The organism is Pseudocitrobacter sp. RIT415 (genome assembly GCF_003057695.2).
GTDB classification, from domain to species: domain Bacteria; phylum Pseudomonadota; class Gammaproteobacteria; order Enterobacterales; family Enterobacteriaceae; genus Pseudocitrobacter; species Pseudocitrobacter faecalis.
This window is the reverse complement of the sequence record NZ_QBJC02000011.1, coordinates 46005-71284: the sequence shown is the minus strand read 5'-3', so window position 1 is coordinate 71284 and position 25280 is coordinate 46005. Positions and strand designations below refer to the sequence as shown.

Annotated in this window: 21 protein-coding genes and 1 pseudogene; 11 read left to right on the top strand and 11 right to left on the bottom strand. The window is 53.6% G+C overall.

Annotated features, from left to right (window positions below):
• The first annotated feature begins 70 nt into the window (after positions 1–70).
• The 5 genes from yebS (at position 71) to DBY68_RS12765 (ending at position 6147) form a co-directional block, all read left to right on the top strand.
• Positions 71–1354 carry a membrane integrity lipid transport subunit YebS gene (yebS, locus tag DBY68_RS12785; RefSeq protein WP_108475318.1) on the top strand — a complete coding sequence of 428 codons (1284 nt, stop codon included), beginning with the start codon at positions 71–73 and terminating at the stop codon, positions 1352–1354.
• The gene (locus DBY68_RS12780; RefSeq protein WP_108475317.1) at positions 1323–3956 is read left to right on the top strand and encodes a PqiB family protein; all 2634 of its coding nucleotides are present in this window, start codon (positions 1323–1325) and stop codon (positions 3954–3956) included. Before yebS ends, DBY68_RS12780 begins: the two co-directional genes overlap by 32 nt.
• Before the next feature lie 77 nt (positions 3957–4033).
• Complete coding sequence (rsmF, locus tag DBY68_RS12775) at positions 4034–5470, top strand: 16S rRNA (cytosine(1407)-C(5))-methyltransferase RsmF (protein WP_108475389.1); 1437 nt, start codon at positions 4034–4036, stop codon at positions 5468–5470.
• 116 nt (positions 5471–5586) lie between these two features.
• Positions 5587–5826 carry a YebV family protein gene (locus DBY68_RS12770; RefSeq protein ID WP_015964053.1) on the top strand — a complete coding sequence of 80 codons (240 nt, stop codon included), beginning with the start codon at positions 5587–5589 and terminating at the stop codon, positions 5824–5826.
• Positions 5827–5955: 129 nt separating this feature from the next.
• Entirely contained in the window at positions 5956–6147 is a 192-nt protein-coding gene (locus DBY68_RS12765; RefSeq protein WP_108475316.1) for a YebW family protein, read from the top strand.
• Positions 6148–6156: 9 nt separating this feature from the next.
• Here DBY68_RS12765 and lpxP read toward each other — a convergent pair whose 3' ends face one another.
• The 4 genes from lpxP to yobA form a co-directional block, all read right to left on the bottom strand.
• Entirely contained in the window at positions 6157–7089 is a 933-nt protein-coding gene (gene lpxP / locus DBY68_RS12760) for a kdo(2)-lipid IV(A) palmitoleoyltransferase (protein ID WP_108475315.1), read from the bottom strand.
• A 952-nt stretch (positions 7090–8041) separates the two neighbouring features.
• On the bottom strand, positions 8042–8380 hold the full coding sequence (locus DBY68_RS12755) for a YebY family protein (RefSeq protein ID WP_108475314.1): 339 nt from the start codon (positions 8378–8380) through the stop codon (positions 8042–8044).
• Between the two features lie 14 nt (positions 8381–8394).
• The gene (copD, locus tag DBY68_RS12750; RefSeq protein ID WP_108475313.1) at positions 8395–9264 is read right to left on the bottom strand and encodes a copper homeostasis membrane protein CopD; all 870 of its coding nucleotides are present in this window, start codon (positions 9262–9264) and stop codon (positions 8395–8397) included.
• A 1-nt stretch (position 9265) separates the two neighbouring features.
• Positions 9266–9640 carry a CopC domain-containing protein YobA gene (gene yobA, locus DBY68_RS12745; RefSeq protein WP_108475312.1) on the bottom strand — a complete coding sequence of 125 codons (375 nt, stop codon included), beginning with the start codon at positions 9638–9640 and terminating at the stop codon, positions 9266–9268.
• Positions 9641–9776: 136 nt separating this feature from the next.
• Here yobA and DBY68_RS12740 point away from each other — a divergent pair, with 136 nt between their 5' ends.
• From DBY68_RS12740 to exoX, 3 genes are all read left to right on the top strand, one after another.
• Positions 9777–10007 (top strand): DNA polymerase III subunit theta, encoded by a 231-nt coding sequence (locus DBY68_RS12740; RefSeq protein ID WP_015964045.1) that lies wholly within the window; start codon positions 9777–9779, stop codon positions 10005–10007.
• A 99-nt stretch (positions 10008–10106) separates the two neighbouring features.
• Positions 10107–10775 (top strand): carbon-nitrogen hydrolase family protein, encoded by a 669-nt coding sequence (locus tag DBY68_RS12735; RefSeq protein WP_108475311.1) that lies wholly within the window; start codon positions 10107–10109, stop codon positions 10773–10775.
• Positions 10776–10798: 23 nt separating this feature from the next.
• Positions 10799–11458 carry an exodeoxyribonuclease X gene (gene exoX, locus DBY68_RS12730; RefSeq protein WP_108475310.1) on the top strand — a complete coding sequence of 220 codons (660 nt, stop codon included), beginning with the start codon at positions 10799–10801 and terminating at the stop codon, positions 11456–11458.
• 1 nt (position 11459) lies between these two features.
• On the opposite strand, the gene ptrB is transcribed toward exoX, so the two are convergent.
• Positions 11460–13520: an oligopeptidase B gene (gene ptrB, locus DBY68_RS12725; protein WP_108475309.1), complete on the bottom strand. Its 2061-nt coding sequence runs from the start codon at positions 13518–13520 to the stop codon at positions 11460–11462.
• 82 nt (positions 13521–13602) lie between these two features.
• Positions 13603–14244, bottom strand: a complete 642-nt coding sequence (locus tag DBY68_RS12720; RefSeq protein ID WP_108475308.1) for a tellurite resistance TerB family protein — start codon at positions 14242–14244, stop codon at positions 13603–13605.
• Positions 14245–14424: 180 nt separating this feature from the next.
• On the opposite strand from DBY68_RS12720, the gene purT reads away from it, so the two are divergent.
• A complete protein-coding gene (gene purT / locus DBY68_RS12715) occupies positions 14425–15603 on the top strand; it encodes a formate-dependent phosphoribosylglycinamide formyltransferase (protein ID WP_108475307.1) in 1179 nt (392 codons plus the stop codon).
• A 153-nt stretch (positions 15604–15756) separates the two neighbouring features.
• Here the strand turns inward: purT and DBY68_RS12710 are convergent, their stop codons facing one another.
• The 3 genes from DBY68_RS12710 to zwf all read right to left on the bottom strand — a co-directional run bounded on the left by DBY68_RS12710 (position 15757) and on the right by zwf (position 19955).
• Positions 15757–16398 (bottom strand): bifunctional 4-hydroxy-2-oxoglutarate aldolase/2-dehydro-3-deoxy-phosphogluconate aldolase, encoded by a 642-nt coding sequence (locus DBY68_RS12710; RefSeq protein WP_108475306.1) that lies wholly within the window; start codon positions 16396–16398, stop codon positions 15757–15759.
• A 37-nt stretch (positions 16399–16435) separates the two neighbouring features.
• Positions 16436–18247 (bottom strand): phosphogluconate dehydratase, encoded by a 1812-nt coding sequence (gene edd / locus DBY68_RS12705; protein WP_108475305.1) that lies wholly within the window; start codon positions 18245–18247, stop codon positions 16436–16438.
• Between the two features lie 232 nt (positions 18248–18479).
• Positions 18480–19955 (bottom strand): glucose-6-phosphate dehydrogenase, encoded by a 1476-nt coding sequence (zwf, locus tag DBY68_RS12700; RefSeq protein WP_015964037.1) that lies wholly within the window; start codon positions 19953–19955, stop codon positions 18480–18482.
• 311 nt (positions 19956–20266) lie between these two features.
• Between zwf and DBY68_RS12690 the strand changes: the two are divergent.
• Positions 20267–21171, top strand: a pseudogene (locus tag DBY68_RS12690) (MurR/RpiR family transcriptional regulator).
• Positions 21172–21291: 120 nt separating this feature from the next.
• Positions 21292–22734, top strand: a complete 1443-nt coding sequence (gene pyk / locus DBY68_RS12685; protein WP_108475302.1) for a pyruvate kinase — start codon at positions 21292–21294, stop codon at positions 22732–22734.
• A 129-nt stretch (positions 22735–22863) separates the two neighbouring features.
• Here pyk and lpxM read toward each other — a convergent pair whose 3' ends face one another.
• Both lpxM and mepM read right to left on the bottom strand, forming a co-directional pair.
• Positions 22864–23829, bottom strand: a complete 966-nt coding sequence (gene lpxM / locus DBY68_RS12680; protein ID WP_108475301.1) for a lauroyl-Kdo(2)-lipid IV(A) myristoyltransferase — start codon at positions 23827–23829, stop codon at positions 22864–22866.
• A 131-nt stretch (positions 23830–23960) separates the two neighbouring features.
• Positions 23961–25271 carry a murein DD-endopeptidase MepM gene (mepM, locus tag DBY68_RS12675; RefSeq protein ID WP_108475300.1) on the bottom strand — a complete coding sequence of 437 codons (1311 nt, stop codon included), beginning with the start codon at positions 25269–25271 and terminating at the stop codon, positions 23961–23963.
• Positions 25272–25280: the final 9 nt, after the last annotated feature.

Sequence of the window (25280 nt, the reverse complement as noted above, 5' to 3'; positions counted from 1 at the left end):
GCGTCAGGGCTCAAGTTCAATCCATTCATGAGTTAAGATAGAGTTATACATTCATTCTACGATGTAATAAATGCCACTAAAAACATCACGTATTACACCGACACAGAAAATTCGCATTCATGCGATAGGCGATCCTATTCCGCAGGCACAATACCAACGTTGCCCGCAGTGCGATACGCTTTTTCAGTTACCGTCGGTTAAATCGCACCAATGCGCCTATTGCCCGCGCTGCAATGCCAAAGTTCGCGACGGTCGCGACTGGTCGCTAACGCGCCTTGGCGCCATGGCAATCGCCATGATGTTACTGATGCCGTTCGCCTGGAGCGAGCCCCTGCTACGACTGCATCTGCTTGGCGTACGTATTGACGCGAACGTACTGCACGGTATCCAGCAAATGACCACTCAGGGCGATCCCATTACCGCCGCGATGGTATTGTTCTGTAGCGTCGCCGCGCCAGCGGTGCTGGTCATCGCCATCGCCTATCTCTGGTTTGGTAATATTCTGGGGATGAACCTGCGCCCGGTGCTGCTGATGCTGGAGAAGCTTAAAGAGTGGGTCATGCTGGATATTTATCTGGTCGGGATCGCCGTCGCGTCCATTAAGGTGCAGGATTACGCATTTCTGCAACCCGGTCTGGGCCTGCTGGCGTTTATCTCACTGGTGGTACTCAGTATTCTGACGATGATTCATCTGAATATCGAAGAACTCTGGGAGCGCTTTTATCCACAACGTCCGGTGACCCGCCCTAATGAAGGGCTGAGGGTATGCCTGGATTGCCATCACACCGGCTTTCCTGACTCACGCGGGCGGTGCCATCGTTGCCATGTTCCCCTCTACAGGCGGCGTCGGCAGAGTCTGCAAAAATGTTGGGCGGCGCTGATTGCCTCAATCATTTTTCTGCTCCCGGCAAACTTTTTACCGATTTCGATTATTTACGTTAATGGCGGGCGACAGGAAGATACCATCATGTCAGGGATACTTTCTCTGGCGGACAGTAACGTCGCCGTTGCCGCCGTGGTATTCTTCGCCAGTATCCTGGTACCGTTTACCAAAGTCATCGTGTTGTTTACGCTGCTCATCAGCATTCATACCAAATGTGAACAGGGTTTACGCACACGCATTCTGTTGCTGCGATTCGTAACATGGATTGGTCGCTGGTCGATGCTGGATCTGTTTGTGATCTCGTTAACCATGTCGCTGATTAATCGCGATCAGCTTCTCGCCTTTACGATGGGCCCCGCTGCATTTTATTTCGGTGCCGCGGTTATTTTGACTATTCTTGCTGTTAATTGGCTGGACAGCCGCTTACTTTGGGACGCTCATGAGTCAGGAAACGCCCGCTTCACCGACTGAAGCGAAAATTAAAATTAAACGTCGCATTTCACCTTTCTGGTTGCTGCCAATCATCGCGTTGCTGATTGCAGGCTGGCTTATCTGGAACAGTTACGAAGATCGCGGCACCACCATCACCATCGACTTTATGTCGGCGGACGGTATCGTGCCTGGCCGTACACCCGTGCGCTATCAGGGCGTGGAAGTGGGTACGGTGCAGGACATTCGCCTGACCGACGACCTGAACCGTATCGAAGTGAAGGCCAGCATCAAAAGCGATATGGAAGACGCGCTGCGTGACGATACCCAATTCTGGCTGGTGACGCCGAAGGCCTCTCTGGCAGGGGTTTCCGGGCTGGATGCGCTGGTCGGCGGTAACTATATCGGCATGATGCCCGGAAAAGGCAAAGCACGCGATCACTTCACCGCGCTGGATACACAGCCCAAATATCGCCTGAATAACGGCGAGCTGATGATTCACCTTCACGCACCGGATCTCGGCTCGTTAAGCAGCGGCTCGCTGGTCTATTACCGTAAAATTCCCGTTGGACGCGTGTACGATTACGCCATTAATGCCAACAAACGCGGTGTGACCATTGATGTACTGATTGAGCGCCGTTTCACCAACCTGGTGAAAAAAGGGAGCCGCTTCTGGAACGTGTCGGGCATTAAAGCCGACGTGGATTTGAGCGGCGCGAAGGTGCAGCTTGAAAGCTTAACCGCGTTGGTTAACGGGGCGATCGCCTTCGACTCCCCGGAAAACTCAGCGGTGGCGGCGCAAAATGACGAGTACGGCTTGTATGAAGATCTGGCTCATAGCCAGCGCGGCGTTATCGTTAAATTGCAGCTTCCCAGCGGCCAGGGGCTGAAAGCGGGTTCCACTCCTCTGCTCTATCAGGGGCTGGAAGTGGGGCAACTGACCAAACTGAATCTCAACACCGACAGCTCCGTAACGGGTGAAATGACCGTTGATCCCAGCGTGGTTACGCTGCTGCGTGAGAAAACCCGCATTGAGCTGCATGAGCCGAAACTGTCGCTTGAGAACGCCAACCTCAGCATGCTCCTCACCGGTAGCACCTTCGAGCTGGTACCCGGCGAAGGTGAGGCGCGCGATAGCTTTACGGTTCTCCCGGCCAGTAAGACACTGTTACAGCAGCCAGATGTCATGACGCTCTCTCTGACCGCGCCGGAAAGCTATGGCATCGATGCCGGGCAGCCGTTAATTCTGCACGGTGTAAAGGTCGGCCAGGTGATGGAGCGTAAGCTAACCAATAAAGGCGTCACGTTCACCGTTGCTATCGAACCGCAATATCGTGAACTGATCCATGGCGACAGCAAGTTTGTGGTGAACAGTCGCGTGGATGTCAAAGTCGGCCTTGACGGCGTTGAATTCCTCGGCGCGAGCGCCAATGAGTGGCTGAGCGGCGGGATCCGCATTCTGCCCGGTGAAAAAGGTGAGATGAAAGCCGACTATCCGCTTTACGCCAACCTGGAAAAAGCGCAGGAAAATAGCCTGAGTGAACTGCCCACCTCCACCCTCACCCTGACGGCGGAAACCTTGCCGGATATTCAGGCGGGTTCCGTGGTGCTGTATCGCAAATTTGAAGTAGGTGAAGTCATTACCGTAAGCCCTCGCGCTAACGCGTTTGATATCTCGCTGCACATCAAACCAGAATACCGTTCCCTGCTAACCCCTGACAGCGTGTTCTGGGCTGAAGGCGGCGCAAAAGTACAACTGAACGGAAGCGGGTTAACCGTACAGGCCTCGCCGCTATCTCGCGCCCTGAAAGGCGCTATCAGCTTCGATAACCTGAGCGGCGCGGGCGGAAATACCCGTAAAGGTGACAAACGAATTCTGTTTGCGTCTGAAACCGCAGCGCGTGCGGTGGGTGGGCAAATTACGCTGCACGCCTTTGATGCCGGGAAACTGGCGGCAGGCATGCCCATCCGTTATCTGGGCATTGATATTGGACAGGTACAAACGCTGGAGCTGAACGCCGGGCGCAACGAAGTTCAGGCGCGCGCGGTGCTTTATCCGGAATATGTGAAGACCTTCGCTCGCCGCGGCAGCCGTTTCTCGGTGGTGACGCCGCAAATCTCCGCAGCCGGTGTAGAACACCTCGATACTATCCTGCAACCTTACATCAACGTAGAAATGGGCCAGGGTTCGCCACGCCGCGAATTCGAATTGCAGGAAGCAACGATTGCTGATTCTCGTTACCTTGACGGATTGAACCTGGTTGTGGAAGCGCCAGAAGCGGGTTCGCTGGGGATTGGCACACCGGTGCTGTTCCGTGGTATCGAAGTGGGAACAGTAACGGGTTTGACACTTGGATCGCTCTCCGACCGTGTGATGGTTGAGTTACGCATCAGTAAGCGCTATCAGCATCTGGTACGCAACAACTCGGTCTTCTGGCTGGCATCAGGTTATAGCCTCGATTTCGGACTGACAGGCGGTGTGGTGAAAACCGGCACCTTCAATCAGTTCATTCGCGGCGGCATTGCCTTCGCCACGCCGCCAGGCACACCGCTCGCGCCGAAAGCGCAGGCAGGCAAACACTTCCTCCTGCAGGAAGAAGAGCCGAAAGAGTGGCGTGAATGGGGCACGGCCCTGCCACGTTAATGTAAACGCCCCGGTGTCACTGCGCCGGGGCGTTTATGCTAAACTGCACGCTCTCTGTTTATGTGTGGTACTCCCCAGTGGCTCAAAACTCTGTCTTTCTTCCCGATGAATTCCTCGCGCAGATGCGTGAGGCCATGCCTGCTCACCTCGCCTTTGACGATTTTATTGCCGCCTGTCAGCGCCCGCTGCGCCGCAGCATTCGCGTCAATACATTGAAAATCAGCGTTGCCGATTTCCTGACGCTCATCGCCCCTTATGGCTGGCAACTGACGCCAGTGCCCTGGTGTGAGGAAGGTTTCTGGATTGAACGCGAAGATGAAGAGTCACTGCCCTTAGGGAGCACCGCCGAGCACCTTAGCGGTCTGTTTTATATTCAGGAAGCCAGCTCGATGCTGCCCGTCGCCGCGCTGTTTGCTGGCGAAGCGGTGCCAAAACGGGTGATGGACGTTGCCGCCGCGCCCGGCTCGAAAACCACGCAGATTGCCGCTCGCATGGGCAACCAGGGTGCCATTCTCGCCAATGAGTTTTCCGCCAGCCGGGTAAAAGTGCTGCACGCCAATATCAGCCGCTGCGGTATCGCTAACGTGGCGTTGACGCATTTTGATGGTCGAGTCTTTGGCGCGGCAGTACCGGAAAGTTTTGACGCCATTCTGCTCGATGCGCCGTGTTCTGGTGAAGGTGTGGTGCGTAAAGATCCCGACGCGCTGAAAAACTGGTCGGTACAAAGTAATCTTGAGATTGCCGCCACGCAGCGAGAGCTTATCGACAGCGCTTTTCACGCCCTGAAACCCGGCGGCACGCTGGTCTACTCAACCTGTACCCTCAACCGCGACGAAAACGAATCGGTGCTGGCCTGGCTGCTGGAACAGTATCCGCAGTCCGTGGAGGTTGAATCGCTGGCAACGCTGTTCCCGTCAGCTAAAGAGGCACTCACGCCCGAAGGTTTCCTCCACGTCTTCCCGCAGATTTACGATTGTGAAGGCTTCTTCGTCGCGCGTCTGCGTAAAATCGCCTCGGTCGAGCCTCTGCCAGCACCGGGCTACAAAGTGGGTAAATTCCCGTTCACGCCGATGAAAACCCGCGAATCCGCGGTCGTCACGGAAGCTGCCGCTCAGGTCGGACTGTTCTGGAATGATGCACTTACCCTGTGGCAGCGCGATAAAGAGATTTGGCTCTTTCCGGCTGAGATCGAACCGCTGCTCGGAAAAGTCCGTTTCTCGCGCATCGGGCTTAAACTTGCCGAAACGCATAACAAAGGTTATCGCTGGCAACACGAAGCGGTGATCGCGCTGGCTGAAACCGATAAACTTGGGCATGAACTGACCCAGGCTGAGGCTCAGGAGTGGTATCGGGGACGTGATATCTACCCGGAAATCACGCCAAATCACGACGATGTGGTGGTCACGTATCAGGGCTTCCCGCTCGGGCTGGCGAAACGTATCAGTTCGCGGCTGAAAAACAGTTATCCGCGCGAACTGGTTCGCGATGGTAAACTTTTTGCCGAAAACACCTGATGAGCGCGCAAAAATAGCGCACTTTTTGACTGGCGATATTCTCGTCGTTGGCTACGCTAAAAAATGGGCGACCTGAACTGGTCGTACCACAATCTTAGCGACCAACGGAGAGCATCATGAGTAAAACCAACGTACGCATCGGCGCATTCGAGATAGATGATGCCGAGCTGCATGGCGAGCAGCACGGTGAACGAACGTTAAGCATCCCCTGTAAATCCGACCCTGACTTATGTATGCAACTGGACGCCTGGGATGCAGATACCAGCGTCCCTGCCGTACTCAACGGCGAACACTCTGTCCTTTACCGTAAACATTACGACCAACGTTCTGATGCCTGGGTACTGCGCTTCGCATAACCCAAAAGGAACCCGCCCACAGGCGGGTTATTTATTTGCATAACCTTCCCCGCCGCTGCTCTTCATCCCCTACACTTAATTCTTAACGGATCCGTTGTGTCATAACCTTATTATCAGACTGAGGGCAGGATGTTCGCACTGGTTTTGTTCATCTGCTACCTTGACGGTGGCTGTGATGATATTGTCGTGGATGTATATAACTCGGAAAAACAATGCCTTGCTGCGATGGACGATCAGCGGCTGCGTCGTGGGGGTTGTTTTCCTATAGAGGATTTTGTGGACGGGTTTTGGTATCCCGCCCACGAATATAGCGATTTTTGAGGGTAGCGATCAGTGCGGAGACGCCGCATGATAGAGTGACGCTTCGCCGCGAGGACGCGTTTTAAAGCGACGATGCACCCACAGATACTGTTCCGGCGCACGCAAAATCTCATTCTCAATGATTTTATTCATATAGCTGGCCGCATCGATTTCATCATTCACCGGATAATCAGACATTACGTCACTGATGTGCAGCACATAACCTTTCTTATTCGCTTTACGCACCATGGTGATGCTGAGCATTGCCGCGCCTGACAGACGTGAAAGCACCCAGGTGCCGTTAGTGGTTGCGGCTTCGTTTACCGAAAAGAACGGCGCAAAAACGCTGCCTTTTGGGCCGTAATCCTGGTCAGGGGCAAACCATACGGCTTCACCTGCTTTCAATGCCTGCACCAGACCACGTAAATTGCGGCGATCGATCATCGCTTTATTGGAACGCAGGCGACCTTTGGTCTGTACCCACTCCATCAGCGGATCGTTGTGACGGCGATAGGTTGCCATCATTGGGCGACATAACCCCATCACCCTGCCGCCGAGTTCCAGTGACATAAAGTGTACGCCGACAACCATAACGCCACGATGCTGCTGTAACGCTTTGGTGAGGTTATCGTAGCCTTCAACGTCAAACCATTTCTTGACGCGGGCATCACTCCAGAACCAGGCCATACCGGTTTCAATCAGGCCCATCCCAAGCGACATAAAGTTTTGTTCAAGCATCGCTTCACGTGAAGCCGCATCCATCTGAGGGAAGCAGAGTTCAATATTACGTGCAGCAATGCGCTCGCGACGCTTAAGAAAGCGACGTGACATTTTACCCACCGTTGAACCGAGGGTATGTAAGACAGGATAAGGAAGCTGGACGATGAGCCAAAGCACACCTAAGCCGAACCACGTTAACCAATTACGCGGGTGCAATAACCGGGTATCAAATTCTTTTGACATCATTTTTTCCTGAAGCATGAAAAAAAGTAGCGCGTAAGGAAAAAATGAATCCTTTTCATCACTCTTTATGCGGTACGTATAAGAGTTTGACAGTAATACGTTCGGCTAATTCACTTTCAGGACAAGACTTTACAAAAGAGACCTGAAAAAAGAAAAAAACTTACCGGAAGGCTGTAACTTAACTCATCGCTAGAATGCACTTTTTTTAGCAAAAAGGATAGCGCGATTTGTACCCACCACACGATTACCTTAAAGCCTGAGCGCCCCGCCAGACGGGCGATGCGCAGATTTGTTCACTCACGGCAGATGATTAATCAGGCAATTCTTAATTATTCATTAAGTGATGACGTATTAGTGAAATAAATATTTACTGTGTTTTTTACTTATTCTATTTGTCAGAGCATTCTTAACTTTAAACTTTGAACTTTAAAAACACGTTGATACCAGGTGATAAAAAACAGACTATAAGGCTAATTATTTCGCGATGCATTGATAAAATCGACTTATCAAACATAAACAGCGAACTTTGCTCGCGATTCTCCTGCACTTTGCGAAACGTTCTTATATCAAAAAATAAAATGTAAATTAATTGTTAATTTAGTAGGCGCTATGATATAAAGGGAAGGAACACACCGAGAGGTAGGGTTCCGGGTACTGGATGTTGAACACCGCAGAAAACGTAACAGACTGATAAAAAGAGACCGAATACGATTCCTGTATTCGGTCCAGGGAAATGGCTCTTGGGAGAGAGCCGTGCGCTAAAAGTTGGCATTAATGCAGGCTAAGTCGCCTTGCTCTATAAGAATAGATGACCGTGCCAGGTTTTCCAGTCCGCGACGAAAGCGGTCAGAAAATTTCGGCGTCAGAAAACGGCAGATAATAAAAAAACCGCTCGCACATTCACAGAATGGCAGCGGTTTTTTATTTGGAATCAATTAGATGTTTTAGACAATTAGCATAGCTTTTCGGCGCGTTCGATAAACGGAGCCAGGCTCATTTTCTCTCCCGGACGCGCAGGATCATCAATTTGTATGATGCTAAGGGGCTGCGCGGTGGTCTTCCCGGCTTTAACCTGCTCTTGCGCCTCTGCGTTCAGCGGATACTGAACCAGTGTGCTTGGGTTTATCACATACAGCGCATTACCCGGGCGGCACGTCAGCATGACCTCTTCCCGATTAAACGCCCATTTATCTTTCCCCACCTCAAAGCGGCTGACGGTGATAATTTGCGGGGCAGCCAGCGCGGAACCCGCCGTCGTTAACAATAAAAGAGACAGAACGATTTTTTTCATATCTTCGCCATTATTTAAAAAGGTTCCCAGGTGGCAAACAGGCTGACGCATGCCAGCACCAGCGCCCCAAGAATAAGTTCAACCTGCGTAGTTCGCAGGAAAAAGCGTTGCGTAGCGGGCTCAGCCATGACCATTCGCGGCACAACAACGTAGCGGTTCACCAGCGCAATGACCACCATCATGGCGACCAGCGCACATTTTAGAAGCAGCATGCGGCTATAAGGTGTGTCCAGCGGCCAGCCATTCTGAATTAATAACGCGTTTACGATCCCCGTCAGGACAACGCCCGCCACGGCAAGATGCCCGTAACGGGAAAAACGCATCATGGTATAAATTGCTGCCTGCCGCCAGCGTCCTTTTGCCAGTCGCAAACAATAAAGAAATGGCAGTAAGCCGCCAAGCCAGGCTGCCGCAAACAGCAGATGCAACGCATGGTTACTACGCTGAAACGCGCCAATGGCACCCTCGCGCATTGCCGAATGTCCGGTGCCTGCCAGCAGGATAAACTGCGCCGCCGTCAGGAGTAGCAGCAAACGCATCATCTGGCGCGGTTTCACCCAACCAATGGTTAATGCCACCCCCGCCAGAATGATCTGCCATAGCCAGACACCGCCAAATTGTGTCGCCGCAACGGCAAACCAAACTTCAGGCTGCCAGACGTCGCGCCAGCCATCGCCCATCAACCCACCCTGCACCATCAGCATCAACAGTGCTGAAGCAGCACAGGCCAACAGCGAAAAATGAATCAGCGGTGCAAAGCGCTGGCTGAAAAGACGGCGCAGCGGCGGTGGTGCCCACCAGCCGCCATAAAGCGCACATCCGAGCACCGCCATCAGCGCGGCAAAATGTACGAAGCGTAAGCCAACATAAAGCGTCGTCAGCATACTATTTTACGCGAAACTGATACTGACCCTGGGTTTTATGCCCATCCACCGACACCACGTGCCAGTTAACGGTATAGACTCCGGATGCCAGCGGTTGATTAATCGAAACCGTCAGTTGCGTTTTATCGGTTTCACTGCGCACCGCTTTGCCCGTTTCGACTTTTTTATCATCCGCCCCGGTGAGCGTCACGCCGCTGAAGCGTGATTCGACCCCTTCAGAGAAATGCAGCGTGATAGATTGCGGTGCGGAACTCACTTCACTTTCCGCGGCAGGCTCCTGGTGTTTAAGGTGGGCATGCGCCCAGGCAGCCGGGGCAGAGAGGAAGCCGGTAAAAACCAGCGTAGCGCAGAGTACGCGAAGGACGCGGGATCCCATATTGTTCATTCCCTTTTGTTATGGATGTAGCTGAAAGAATAACCTTGTATAATTCCTGAGTCGAGATGTGCCGCCATTAAGCTTGCCATTCTGTGAGACTCTTAGTAACGTTGCGCCCTGAAAAGGAGAGAATCTGATGCATACGAATCTGGCTAAACTACCTCAAGATGAGATGGATAAAGTTAATGTCGATCTTGCTGCCGCAGGCGTCGCCTTTAAGGAGCGCTATAACATGCCAGTGGTCGCCGAAGTGGTGGAACGTGAACAGCCGGAACACCTTCGTGACTGGTTCCGCGAGCGTTTAATCGCCCATCGTCTGGCCTCCGTTTCCCTTTCGCGCTTGCCTTACGAGCCTAAACAAAAATAATCCTTACGGACTGTTACACTTCCTTACGGCGAACGGTGTAAACTTCTTCAGGAAATTCTGAAGTAACGACCCACTGACCTCTTGTTGAAGGAAGCAACTATGCTGGCATGGTCTATTGCAGCGGCGCAGTTCGCGCCGCAGAACGGCAGCCTCGCCGAAAATATTGTCCACCATCTTCGTTTTATCCACGCCGCGGCGAAACTGGAATGTAAGGTATTAATTTTTCCGGAATTATCCCTGACTGGCCTGACGGGCGAATCCGGGCTCCCCTCACCTCCTGGCGATGAACAATTACAGCCACTTTCAGATGCGGCTCACCAGCATCAGATAACGATTGTCGCCGGTTTACCGGTGGAGGAAAACGGTCTGCGCTGCAAAGGTGTCGCCATATTCTCCCCCGACACAGCGAAACCGTATACCTGCGCGCAGGGAAACGGCACTTGCCTGACGCCGGAGTCGCGTTATATCAGCGTGTTGAATCTCAATAACGATGGCTGCGATCTTTCGCCACAGGCGTCGCTGTTGGCCACCCTCACCAGCACCGCGGAATCACAGCAAAGCCTGAATACGCAACGTTTACAGTGGTTTGCGCGTAAACATTCCATCGCGGTGCTTAAATCGAACTATAGCTGTGAGACCTTCTCCGGCGGCAGCGCTTTATGGGATGAGACCGGGCAACTGATCGTCCGGGCAGATCAGGGAGAATTGCTGGTGACCGGCAGAAAAAGCGCTCAGGGTTGGCAAGGCGACATCATTCCATTACGCTAGCTTCTTTTAGGCGGGAGTAAGCCATGTTACGCGTGATCGATACCGAAACCTGTGATCTTCAGGGGGGCGTCGTAGAGATAGCTTCTGTCGATGTTGTAGATGGAAAAATCACCAACCCGATGAGTCACCTTGTTCGCCCCGATCGCCCGATCAGTGCACAGGCGATGGCTATCCATCGCATTACAGAAGAGATGGTTGCCGATCAACCGTGGATTGAAGAGGTGCTGCCCTTTTATCAGGGCAGCCCGTGGTATGTCGCGCACAACGCCAGTTTCGACCGTCGTGTTCTGCCAGAGATGAACGGCGAGTGGATTTGCACCATGAAAATGGCGCGTCGGTTATGGCCCGGTATTAAATACAGTAACATGGCGCTGTATAAATCCCGCAAACTGAGCGTCGCTACGCCGCCGGGGTTACATCATCACCGTGCGCTGTATGATTGCTACATTACCGCCGCTTTATTGATTGATATTATGGATGTTTCTGGCTGGTCGCCGGAACAAATGGTCGACGTCACCGGGCGTCCGGCGCTGCTGCGCACCTTTACCTTTGGGAAATATCGCGGTAAAGCGGTCTCGGAAGTGGCAGAAAACGATCCAGGTTATTTACGGTGGTTGTTCAACAACCTGGATCGGATGAGCCCGGAACTGCGCCTTACCTTGAAGCACTATCTGGGCGAATAACTTAGCGTTCGTTTCTGCCGGGTAAGGTGCCCTGCGCGAGAGCAATCAGAAACGTGAATTCGAGTGCCACGCCTTCATAACTTTTGAAGCGCCCCGATTTCCCGCCATGCCCGGAATCCATATCCGTACACAGCAGCAGAAGGTTATCATCGACCTTCTGCTCACGCAGTTTCGCCACCCATTTTGCGGGCTCCCAGTACTGCACCTGAGAATCATGCAACCCGGTGGTGACCAGCAGATGGGGATACGCTTTTGGCTGTACATTGTCGTAGGGGCTGTAAGACTTCATGTAGTGGTAATAGGTTTCATCCTGCGGATTTCCCCACTCTTCAAACTCTCCGGTAGTCAGCGGAATCGACTCGTCCAGCATCGTCGTCACAACATCCACAAACGGCACCTGCGCTACCACACCGTGGAACAATTCAGGACGCAGATTAATGGCGGTTCCCATTAACATTCCGCCTGCACTGCCGCCCATGCCATAACACAGTCTGGCATCGCCGTAGCCCTGCGCTAACAGCGCATCCGTTACGTCCAGGTAGTCATAGAAGGTGTTCATCTTCTTCAGGAATTTACCGTCTTCATACCACTGCTGGCCCAATTCGCCGCCGCCGCGAACGTGGGCAATGGCATACACGAACCCGCGATCGAGCAGACTCAGACGGCTAGCGCTGAAGTCAGCATCCATACTCGCGCCGTAGGAGCCGTAACCATACACCAGCAGCGGATTTTTTCCTTTGCGGAAATGTTCACGGTGATATACCAGCGAAACCGGAACCTCTACGCCGTCGCGAGCCGTGATCCACAGATGTTCGCTCTGATAACATGCACCGTCGAAGCCTTTAACTTCCTGCTGTTTCAGCACCCGACGCTCACCGGTGTCCATATCCAGCTCAAACAGTGTGTCCGGCGTGGTCATCGACGAATAACCATATCGCAGACGCGACGTTTCCGGCTCCGGATTGTAGGCCACCCAGGTGACATAGGCTGGGTCATCAAAAGCAATCCCGCTCTCTTCATGCGTATGGCGATTAATCTGCCGCAGGCTGGTCAGGCCGTGCTGACGCTCCTCCAGCACCAGCCAGTCGGTAAAAAGCGTAAAACTTTCGAGCATCACATCATCGCGTGCCGGAATCAGCGTTTGCCACTGTTTCTCATCGCGCACGTGGCTACGATAAAGACCAAAGTTTTTCCCTTCACGGTTAGAGCGAATATAGAAGTGATGCTGGAAGTGATCGATGCTGTATTCGTGATCTTTTCGACGCGGCAGGAACACGATCGGTTCGGCATCCGGCAGCTCAGCATCAAGAAGCCGCATTTCGCTGGTCGTGGCGCTGGAGAGCGCAATCACTACATAGTGTTTCGAAGATGTTTTATGCAGGCTGACATAAAACGTATCATCTTTCTCTTCATAGACCAGCGTGTCCTGCGCCGCTGGCGTACCGATGCGATGGCGCCATACCTGCCACGGCAGAAGCGTCGTGGGGTGCTTACGAACGTAGTAGAGCGTTTGTGAATCATTGACCCAGACAATACCGGGAGAAACGTTCTCCAGCACTTCAGGGTACCAGTTCCCGGTTCGCAAATTGCAAAAACGCAAACCGTACTGGCGACGAGAAAGATAATCTTCGGTGATCGCCAGCAGATCGTTGTCCGGTGATACCGTCAGCCCGCCAAGCGTATAAAACTCGCTGTGCGCGGCGCGCTGATTGGCGTCGAGAAGCAGATCCCAGGGTTCCCACTCCCCTTTTTGCACCGACTGGCGCTGATAAATCGCGTACTCGCAGCCTGGCTCATAAATCTGGCGATAGCGATAACCGTTTTTGATATAGGGCGCAGACTCTTCCCGCTGAGGAATACGGTCGATGATCTCCTTCAGCACGCGCTCCTGAAGGTCGCGCTGTGAATCCATCACCCTTTTTCCGTAATCATTTTCCTGATGCAGATAGTCGAGAACCTCTGGCTCTGCGCGATTGTCGTCGCGCAGCCAGAAATAGTTGTCGATACGCGTATCGCCATGAAGCGTCATGGCGTGTGGAATTCGTTTCGCTTTTGGCGGCATGTCATTGTTCTTCTGTATTAGTCACACCCTATAAGGGTGGACAAATTAAACGACGATGCAAGCGAAACCTGTGACAAGACGTTTAAAGTTGCTGTTTTTGTTGCTGCAAATCCTGCTCGATGCCTTCTCGCACTTCTGGCGGCAGCTTCAGCGCGTCACCCAGCGCATTCAGATAACTGCGCTCCATAAAGTGATCAATATCTATCGCCGCACAGCTTACAAAGTAAAGCTCTAAAGCTTCCTCTTCGTTATGCACATCGCGCGCCAGACGCTGCGGGTCGAGCGGCTGCTCGATAGCCTGGGCGATTAGCACGCGCCCCTGCTCTTCAACACCGGCTTCGCGCAGTTGCTGTTCGATAGCCGCCTGTTCTTTGGCATCGATATGCCCGTCGCTTTTGGCAGCGAACACCAGCGCCAGAATCAGCCGCTCGGTACGGACATCCAGCGGCGCGGCAGGTTCACCGTATTTCTGCTCTGTTTGCGGGTTGCCCTTTAACTTATCTTTATATTTGTTCCATAACACGCTGCCAGCCACCGCGCCACCGCCAACGAGCAGCGCCCCGGTGCCGTATTTCGCCAGCATTTTGCGCGAGGATTTACTGGCGACCAGCAACCCCGCCAGCCCGCCCAGTGCGCCAGGCACCAACATTTGGCTGAGATCTTTCTTTCCCTCACCCGATTTTTGCCCTAGCAGCGATTGCAGTTGATTAAGCCAGCCAGACATATGACCTCCAGTAATATTTTGCGACGCTTCCAGCGTAAGTGAGCGCTTGTCAGGATATGTCTGCTGCGCATAAAGATGCGCAAATTTAAGGCGATAGCGCCGGGTTAACGCCGACAGCAAGACAGACGCAAACGTTTTCGTTTATAATGCGCGAAATTTTGACAGACGATGGAAGATGCAATGACTTTACTAGGCACAGCCCTGCGTCCTGCGGCGACGCGCGTAATGCTATTAGGTTCTGGCGAACTCGGAAAAGAGGTTGCCATTGAGTGCCAGCGACTGGGAATCGAAGTGATTGCTGTCGATCGCTATGCCGATGCGCCAGCCATGCATGTCGCTCACCGCTCGCACGTGATTAACATGTTGGATGGCCAGGCGCTGAAAGCGCTGGTCGACGCTGAAAAACCGCATTTCATCGTGCCGGAAATCGAAGCCATCGCGACCGACATGCTGGTTGAGCTGGAACGTCAGGGCCAGAACGTTGTGCCCTGTGCGCGCGCCACGCAGCTGACCATGAACCGTGAAGGCATTCGCCGCCTGGCTGCCGAAGAACTCAAGCTTCCCACGTCGGCATATCGCTTCGCCGATAGCGAAGCTGCGTTCCGTGATGCCGTCACGGAAATTGGCCTGCCCTGCATCATCAAACCGGTGATGAGTTCATCCGGCAAGGGTCAGAGTTTTATCCGCAGCGAAGCGCAGCTCGCCGACGCCTGGCAGTATGCCCAGCAGGGTGGCCGTGCGGGCGCGGGGCGTGTCATCGTCGAAGGCGTGGTGAATTTTGATTTTGAAATCACCCTGCTGACGGTGAGCGCGGTTGATGGCGTTCACTTCTGTGCGCCGGTCGGTCACCGTCAGGAAGAGGGCGATTATCGTGAGTCATGGCAGCCGCAGCAGATGAGTCCACTCGCGCTGGAACGTGCGCAGGCTATCGCTCGCGACGTCGTGCTGGCGCTGGGCGGCCATGGCTTGTTTGGTGTGGAGCTGTTTGTCTGTGGCGATGAGGTTATTTTCAGCGAGGTGTCCCCACGCCCGCATGACACCGGGATGGTGACGCTGATTTCACAAGACCTCTCCGAGTTCGCCCTGCATGTCCGCGCATTCCTGGGCCTTCCGGTTGGCGCGATTCGCCAGTACGGCCCGTCGGCCTCAGCGGTTATTTTGCCGCGTTTACAGAGCCAGAACATTACCTTTGATAACGTTAATAGTGCGGTAGGTGCGGGCCTGCAGGTTCGACTGTTTGCTAAACCTGAAATCGACGGTACGCGTCGAATGGGCGTGGCGCTGGCGACAGGCGATTCGGTTGATGACGCCATCGAGCGGGCTAAAACGGCCGCCGCAGCAGTGATAGTGAAGGGATAAAAAAGCGGGCCATTGGGCCCGCTTCTGGTTGCTTGCAACGTGCGCTTTGTTCTTGCCGGATACGGCGTAAAGCCTTATCCGGCCTACAAAGTGTTGCACATTCAAGATATTGCAGGCCGGGTAAACGCAGTGCCACCCGGCATGGTCACGCGATTACAGCGTTGCAGTCTCTACGGCTTCACGAGCCAGTTTGGTAATGCGATCGTAGTCGCCTGCTTCCAGCGCATCCGCCGGAACCAGCCAGGAACCCCCGACGCACAGAACGCTTTTCAGCGCCAGGTAGTCGCGGCAGTTTTTCAGCGAGATACCGCCAGTCGGGCAGAAACGAACCTGAGAGAACGGACCTGCAATCGCCTGCAGCGCTTTCACGCCGCCGTTTGCTTCGGCCGGGAAGAATTTGAACTCTTTCAGACCGTGATCCATACCCAGCATCAGTTCAGAAACAGAACTAATACCCGGGATCAGCGGGATAGTACCTTCGGTTGCTGCTTTCAGCAGAGAGTCAGTCAGGCCCGGGCTGATAGCGAACTGCGCACCTGCTTCGGTGACTTCTTTCAACTGCTGTGGGTTAGTGACAGTACCCGCACCCACGATAGCGTCCGGCACTTCTTTAGCAATCGCGCAGATAGCGTCCATTGCACACGCGGTACGCAGAGTCACTTCCAGCACGCGTACACCGCCTGCAACCAGCGCTTTTGCCATCGGCACAGCGTGTTCCAGCTTGTTCACTACGATAACCGGTACAACAGGGCCAGTCGTCAGGATTGCTTCTGCAGTGGTTTTCCAGTTTTTCATCAGATTATTCTCTCGCCAGATCTAAAAACGTATCATCTTAAAATGTGATGCAGGTTGCGCCCTGCTCTGCGCCGGAAAGATTCTCGCGCAGCGCGCTGAACATTTCGCGGCCAGTACCGATACGGGAGGCGCTCATGTCAGGAATGTGCGGTTGACGTGCGGTCAGTTCGGCCTCATCGACCAGCAGCGTTAATTCGCCGGTCTGCCCGTTGACACGGATCATATCGCCGTCACGTACTTTTGCCAGCAAGCCACCATCGTAGGCTTCCGGGGTGACATGAATTGCTGACGGCACTTTACCTGATGCACCAGAGAGTCGTCCATCGGTTACTAACGCAATTTTGAAACAGCGGTCCAATAATACACCAAGTGGCGGCATGAGTTTATGTAATTCTGGCATTCCGTTCGCTTTTGGCCCCTGATGACGCACAACAACCACGCAATCTTTATCCAAAAGACCCGCTTCGAAGGCAGGCAGTACGTCATGCTGGCTCTCAAAGACCACGGCTGGCGCTTCAATAACCTGGTTTTCTACCGGGACAGCGGAGGTTTTCATCACCGCACGGCCAAGGTTGCCGCTCAGTACTTTAGTACCGCCATGTTTGGAGAACGGTTTGTCGAAGGAGGCGATGATGTTTTCATCCAGAGACGCGGTCGCGCCTTCACGCCAGTCCAGCTTACCGTTGTTCAGCCACGGCTCCATGGTGTAGTGAGACAGACCGAAGCCCGCCACGGTATTTACGTCTTCGTGCAGCAAGCCGCCTTTCAGCAGTTCACGCACCAGCACCGGCACACCGCCCGCCGCCTGGAAGTGGTTAATATCCGCCGGGCCGTTCGGATACAGACGCGCCATCAGCGGCACAACGTCGGAGATTTCAGAGAAGTCATCCCAGTTGATGATGATGCCGGCAGCACGCGCCATGGCGACCAGGTGCATGGTGTGGTTGGTGGAGCCACCGGTTGCCAGCAGCGCAACGATACCGTTGACCACCACTTTTTCGTCGATCATCTGACCAAGCGGCATCCATTCGTTACCGTTACCGGTCATGCGGGTCACCTGACGGGCAGCAGCCGCAGTCAGTTCTTCACGCAGCGGTGCGTCCGGGTGGACAAATGAAGAACCTGGTAGCTGCATCCCCATGAACTCAATAACCATCTGGTTAGTGTTCGCGGTGCCGTAGAACGTACAGGTACCCGGCGCATGGTAGGAAGCCGCTTCGGATTCCAGCAGCGCGTTACGATCAACTTTGCCTTCCGCATAGAGCTGACGAATACGGACTTTTTCTTTATTCGGCAGGCCGCTGGCCATCGGGCCTGACGGAATGAAGACGGACGGCAGGTGACCGAACGAGAGCGCCGCCATAACAAGCCCTGGGACGATTTTATCGCAAACGCCGAGATACAGGGCGCCGTCAAACATATTGTGGGACAGGCCCACCGCCGCAGACATCGCAATCACTTCGCGGCTCAGCAGGGAAAGCTCCATCCCATCCTGGCCCTGGGTTACGCCATCGCACATCGCCGGCACGCCGCCCGCAACCTGACCGACAGCGCTAACGCTGTGCAGCGCTTTACGAATGATATCCGGATAATGCTCATACGGCTGGTGCGCAGAGAGCATGTCGTTATAGGAGGTGATGATCGCAATATTGTTACGCAGCATGCTTTTCAGCGAGGCTTTATCCTCTGCGCCGCAAGCCGCAAAACCGTGTGCCAGGTTACCGCAGGCCAGCTGGGAGCGATGAACGGTTTCTGTCTTCGCACGCTTGATGCGTTCAAGGTAGGCAGAACGGGTATCGCGCGAGCGGTCGATAATGCGATTTGTTACGCGTAACAACACAGGATTCATAAAAGCTCCTCAAAATTTTTCTGTCCAGGCTCCAGCGACATAAGGTTTTGATTAGCACTTTCTGCCACAAAACCCCCGTATTCTGTAGCTCAGGGGCAAACATCTGAAGATAGTGTAATAAAAAAAGCCCCGGGGGTGAATCCACCCGGGGCTTAAATGCATAAAAATAGCACTACATGCTGTGTTAGATCATGTTACCGGTAAAATACCCCAATGGGATTACCGGATTTCCTCACTCAAACTCGTTCCAGGAACGGCCATCGCGGGTGATCATGGCCACGGACGCCACCGGCCCCCAGGTGCCAGCCTGATACGGTTTCGGCGGATCCTGATCGGCTGCCCACGCTTCAGTGATGGAGTCGACCCACTTCCACGCCTCTTCCACTTCATCGCGACGCACGAACAGCGCCTGAATCCCGCGCATGGTTTCCAGCAGCAGGCGCTCGTAGGCATCCGCCAGGTGCGTTTGATTGAAGGTTTCGGAGTAGCTCAGATCCAGCTTGGTGATCTGCAGATTATGTTTGTGGTCCAGACCCGGCACCTTGTTCAGCACCTGAATATCCACACCTTCATCTGGTTGCAGACGAATCGTCAGTTTATTCTGCGGCAGCTCCTGCCAGGACTCTTTAAACAGATTGAGTTCCGGGTTTTTAAAGTACACCACGACTTCAGAGCATTTTGTCGGCAGTCGTTTACCGGTGCGCAGGTAGAACGGCACGCCTGCCCAGCGCCAGTTGTCGATATCAACGCGAATAGCGACAAACGTTTCTGTATTGCTCTGCTTGTTGGCACCCTCTTCTTCCAGATAGCCCGGCACTTTTTTGCCCTGAGCAAAGCCTGAGGTGTACTGACCGCGTACGGTTTTTTCACGCACGTTAGAACGGTCGATACGACGCAGGGATTTCAGTACTTTTACTTTGGCATCGCGAATGCTGTCAGCAGTCAGATCGGACGGCGGCGACATCGCAATCATGCACAGAATCTGCAGCAGGTGGTTCTGAATCATATCGCGCATCTGACCGGCCTGGTCGAAGTAACCCCAACGGCCTTCGATACCGACTTCTTCCGCTACGGTGATTTCCACGTGATCGATGGTGCGGTTATCCCAGTTATTCACAAACAGAGAGTTCGCAAAGCGCAGCGCCAGCAGGTTCAGAACCGTTTCTTTACCCAGGTAGTGGTCGATACGGTAAACCTGGCACTCTTCAAAGTATTCGCCCACCTGGTCGTTGATTTCACGCGAAGTGGCAAGCGAAGTACCCAATGGTTTTTCCATCACCACACGCGCAGGCTTGGCGTTCAGCTTCGCTTCACCTAACCCTTTGCAAATCGCGCCGAACGTATTTGGCGGCATCGCGAAATAGTTAATGGTGACACGGTTTTTCTGATCCAGCATCGCGCCAAGGCGGCTGAAGGCGCTGGTATCGTTGACATCCAGATTGCAGAAATCCAGGCGGCCACTCAGGGTCTCCCACAAACCTTCATCAATTTTCTCCTTCATGAAGGTTTCGAGCGCCTCGCGTACTACTTTGGTGTACGCCTCTTTGTCCCAATCCGCGCGCCCTACACCGATAATGCGGGTTTCAGGATTGATCTGACCGGCTTTTTCAAGCTGATACAGGGAAGGCAACAATTTACGACGCGCCAGGTCACCTTTCGCGCCGAAAATGACCAGATCGCATGCCTGGGCCGTTTGCGTTACCGCCATGTCATTCTCCTCAGTTGTATTTCCTGGTTCTTATGCCAGGCTACAGTTGTAATTTTATTACACCGCACTGTACTGTGTTTACTAACTTACCGAAACCTTTTACCGCCTTAGACCGCACAAATGGAAATATCTGCGGCCTGGCATCTGGGCAAAGCCCTAATTTTGTTCGTTCTTTCGCCCTGTTCTAGAATGCAAAAATTCGACGTTGATCATGTTATGAAAAAAAACAACATTTTTTGCTGTTGTTTATCCCCTTTCATCAACCTTGAGGGGTATATTCTTGCTAAAACGCCTGCAGATTTCACCCATTAATGGAATCGTTTCAATCAATGAGCGCCCCATCACGATGAACATGCTGGAAAAAATTCAGTCGCAACTGGAAAACCTTAGCAAATCCGAACGTAAAGTGGCGGAGGTGATCCTTGCCGCGCCAGAGCAGGCTATCCATTCGAGTATCGCAGCGCTGGCGCTGGAAGCCGAGGTCAGCGAGCCGACGGTTAACCGTTTTTGCCGCAGCCTGGAAACGCGCGGCTTCCCTGATTTTAAGCTTCATCTTGCCCAAAGCCTTGCCAACGGTACACCGTATGTTAATCGTAATGTGGATGAAGATGACAGCGTAGAAGCCTACACCGGGAAAATATTTGAATCTGCGATGGCAAGCCTGGCGCACGTGCGTCAGTCGCTGGAGATGTCGGCAGTAAATCGGGCGGTCGATCTGCTTACCCAGGCCAAACGTATCGCCTTCTTCGGGCTGGGCTCTTCCGCCGCCGTCGCCCACGACGCCATGAACAAATTTTTCCGATTCAACGTTCCGGTGGTCTATTCCGATGACATCGTCCTGCAACGCATGAGCTGTATGAATTGCGGCGAAGATGACGTTGTGGTGCTCATTTCACATACTGGCAGAACGAAAAGTCTGGTGGAGCTGGCACAACTGGCGCGTGAAAACGATGCCATGGTGATTGCGCTGACGTCGGCAAACACGCCGCTCGCGCGCGAAGCCACCCTTGCCATTACGCTCGACGTTCCTGAAGACACTGATGTTTATATGCCTATGGTTTCCAGGCTGGCGCAACTGACGGTTATCGACGTGCTGGCCACCGGTTTTACGCTACGCCGGGGCGCGAAATTCAGGGATAACTTGAAGCGAGTCAAAGAAGCGTTAAAGGAATCGCGGTTTGATAAAGAACGTATGACACACAGCGATAACCATTAAAAATCGTAAAGGCACTACTGATTAGTCATTCGGCGTTAACACTGCATTCGCAGTGCTACCTTTCAGGAGCCGAATCCATGTTCACGCAACACCTGGTTGTTTAAGTTAACGGAGTATTACATGTCCAGAAGGCTTCGCAGAACCAAAATCGTTACCACGTTAGGGCCGGCCACTGACCGCGACAATAATCTTGAGAAAGTGATTGCCGCAGGCGCCAACGTTGTACGAATGAACTTCTCTCACGGCACGCCGGAAGATCATAAACTTCGCGCAGATAAAGTACGCGAAATCGCGGCGAAACTGGGTCGTCATGTGGCTATTTTAGGCGATCTTCAGGGGCCAAAAATTCGTGTATCAACCTTCAAAGAAGGTAAAGTTTTCCTCAACATCGGCGATAAATTCCTGCTCGACGCTAACCTGGGTAAAGGTGAAGGCGATAAAGAAAAAGTCGGTATCGACTATAAAGGTCTGCCTGCGGACGTGGTTCCGGGCGACATTCTGCTGCTCGACGATGGTCGCGTGCAGCTGAAAGTGCTGGAAGTTCAGGGCATGAAAGTGTTCACCGAAGTAACCGTCGGCGGCCCGCTTTCCAATAACAAAGGTATCAACAAACTGGGCGGTGGCCTCTCTGCCGAAGCCCTGACAGACAAAGACAAAGCAGATATCGTCACAGCGGCAAAAATCGCGGTCGACTATCTTGCGGTCTCCTTCCCGCGCTGTGGCGAAGATCTGAACTACGCTCGTCGTCTGGCACGCGAAGCAGGCTGCGATGCGAAAATTGTGGCGAAAGTCGAACGTGCGGAAGCCGTGTGCAGCCAGGACGCGATGGATGACATCATTCTGGCCTCCGACGTGGTGATGGTGGCGCGTGGCGATCTGGGCGTTGAAATCGGCGACCCGGAACTGGTGGGTATTCAGAAAGCATTGATTCGTCGCGCACGTCAGCTGAACCGTGCCGTGATCACCGCCACCCAGATGATGGAATCGATGATCACCAACCCGATGCCAACTCGTGCGGAAGTCATGGACGTGGCGAACGCCGTGCTGGATGGTACCGATGCGGTGATGCTCTCTGCAGAAACCGCAGCCGGCCAGTATCCGTCTGAAACTGTCGCGGCAATGGCGCGCGTGTGCCTGGGTGCGGAAAAAATCCCCAGCATCAACGTTTCTAAGCACCGCCTGGACGTACAGTTCGACAATGTGGAAGAAGCGATTGCGATGTCTGCCATGTACGCGGCAAACCACCTGAAAGGCGTCAGCGCTATCATCACCATGACCGAATCTGGCCGTACCGCGCTGATGACGTCACGTATCACCTCCGGTCTGCCGATTTTCGCCATGTCTCGCCATGAGCGCACCCTGAACCTGACCGCGCTGTATCGCGGCGTGACTCCGGTTCATTTCGATAGCGAAAGCGACGGCGTTGCGGCGGCCCATGAAGCCGTTAATCTGCTGCGCGACAAAGGCTATCTGGTTGCCGGTGATCTGGTGATTGTGACTCAGGGCGACGTGATGGATACCGTGGGTTCCACCAACACCACGCGTATTTTGACCGTCGAATAAAAATTATCTTTTACCAGAACAAAGGCCTCTTCATAGGAAGAGGCCTTTTTTTGGCAACGAGCTGGCTGTAAATTGCCTGATGGCGCTTCGCTTATCAGGCCTACGGGATAGGTTACGTGTCTAAAACTACTACGGATATCTCTCGCTCGGTTTATAGGGCTTAATATCGCCAGGCTTGCGCGTTTTCAGCAGTTTCAGAATCCACGTGTACTGCTCAGGATGCGGGCCGACAAAAATCTCCACTTCTTCATTCATGCGGCGCGCAATAGTGCGATCGTCTGCTTCCAGTAGATCGTCCATCGGCGGGCGCACCAGAATAGTTAAACGATGCGTTTTGCCATCATAGACCGGGAATAGCGGGACAACGCGCGCACGGCATACCTTCATCAGACGACCAATCGCCGGCAGTGTGGCTTTATAGGTTGCGAAGAAATCGACAAATTCGCTGTGCTCCGGGCCATGATCCTGATCCGGCAGATAGTATCCCCAGTAGCCCTGACGCACCGACTGAATAAACGGCTTAATACCGTCATTACGCGCATGCAGACGGCCACCAAAACGACGGCGCACGGTATTCCACACGTAATCAAAAACTTTGTTGCCCTGATTGTGGAACATGGCGGCCATTTTCTGCCCCTGTGACGCCATCAACATCGCCGGGATATCTACACCCCAGCCGTGCGGCACGAGGAAAATGACGTTCTCGCCCTTCACGTGCATCTCATCGATGATCTCTTTGCCCTGCCAGTCGACACGCGGCAGAATTTTTTCTGGGCCGCGCATCGCCAGTTCAGCCATCATCGCCATTGCCTGCGGGGCAGTGGTATACATACCATCAATGATAGCTTCGACTTCCGCGTCGCTTTTATCCGGGAAGCAGTAACGCAGGTTGATTTGCGCGCGGCGACGAGCGCTTTTACCCAGACGCCCGGCTAACCGGCCAAGCGTACCCAGTAAGGGGTCGCGAACTTTCGCGGGTAAACACGCGGCACCCGCAAAGGCGAACACGCCCAGCCACGCCCCCCAGTTCTTGGGATGACGAAACTCTTTTTCAAATTCAGGAATGTATTCACTGTTCTTTTTGGTTGTTTCCATGCTTATTCCATGAAGAGCGCTTCTGGTGCGAAACGATTACCGATAGTTTAGCGAGGCGCTCTGTTTCACACAAAAGAAAAAGCCGGTGACGCTGAGTACACCGGCTTTAATTGCCTATAAATCAAGCGAAATTAATCAAAACGCAGTTGCGGAAGTACCTGTTTAACCTGCGCCAGATAATCCGTACGATCGGAGCCGGTCAGACCTTCCGTACGCGGCAGTTTCGCTGTCAGCGGGTTCACCGCCTGCTGGTTGATCCACACTTCGTAGTGCAGGTGTGGGCCGGTAGAACGTCCGGTATTACCGGAAAGCGCTATACGATCGCCACGCTTAATTTTCTGCCCAGGTTTCACGAGGATTTTACGCAGGTGCATGTAACGGGTGGTATAAGTACGGCCATGACGAATCGCCACGTAGTAGCCCGCAGCACCGCTACGCTTCGCCATCACCACTTCACCGTCACCCACGGCCAGAACTGGTGTGCCTTGCGGCATAGCGAAATCGACGCCACGGTGCGGTGCAACGCGACCAGTAACCGGGTTCAGGCGCCGCGGATTAAAGTTGGAAGAGACACGGAACTGACGCGCGGTCGGGAAACGTAAGAATCCTTTTGCCAGCCCGGTACCGTTACGGTCGTAATATTTACCGTCTTCGGAGCGGATCGCGTAGTAGTCTTTGCCTTCAGAACGAATGCGCACGCCGACCAGTTGGCTCTGCTCGCGCTTACCGTCAAGCATTTCTCGCGACATCAACACGGCAAACTGGTCATCTTTTTTCAGTTTACGGAAGTCCATCTGCCACTGCATCGCTTTGATGACCGCACTCACTTCGGTGCTGGTCAGGCCTGCGTTACGTGCACTGGTCACAAAGCTGCTGCCTACAGAGCCTTTCAGCAGACTGTTCACCCACTCACCCTGCTGCGTCTCGGCACTCATTTTAAAGCCGTTAGCCACGCGGTCGTAGGTACGGGTTTCGCGACGGGACATTTCCCAGGTGAGCTGTTGTAAATCGCCATCCGCCGTCAGCGTCCAGGAGAGCTGCTGGCCGATTTTCATATTACGTAGGTCTTTATCCGCCGCCGCAAGACGACTGATATCACCCATATCAATACCATACTGATTGAGGATGCTGCTGAGAGTGTCGCCTGTGGAGACAACATACTCATGCTGGTTATCCGTTTTTTCATCCAGTTCATCCTGCGGAATAGCTTCATCTTCCTGTGCAGCCTGGTCGATAGGCTCGCTCGCTTCCGGCAATAAAGAACGGATTTCTTTCTGTTCCAGCTCGATGGTGCGCACGATCGGGCTGGATGTTGGGTGATAAACGTATGGTCGCCATACGGCGACCGCTAAAGTCAGGACTGTCAACGACCCCAGCATAACGCGGTGGGGTCGCGGCAAATTGTTAAACGCCAGGGCGACAGAGCGGGCTATCTGTTGCACGTATTCACT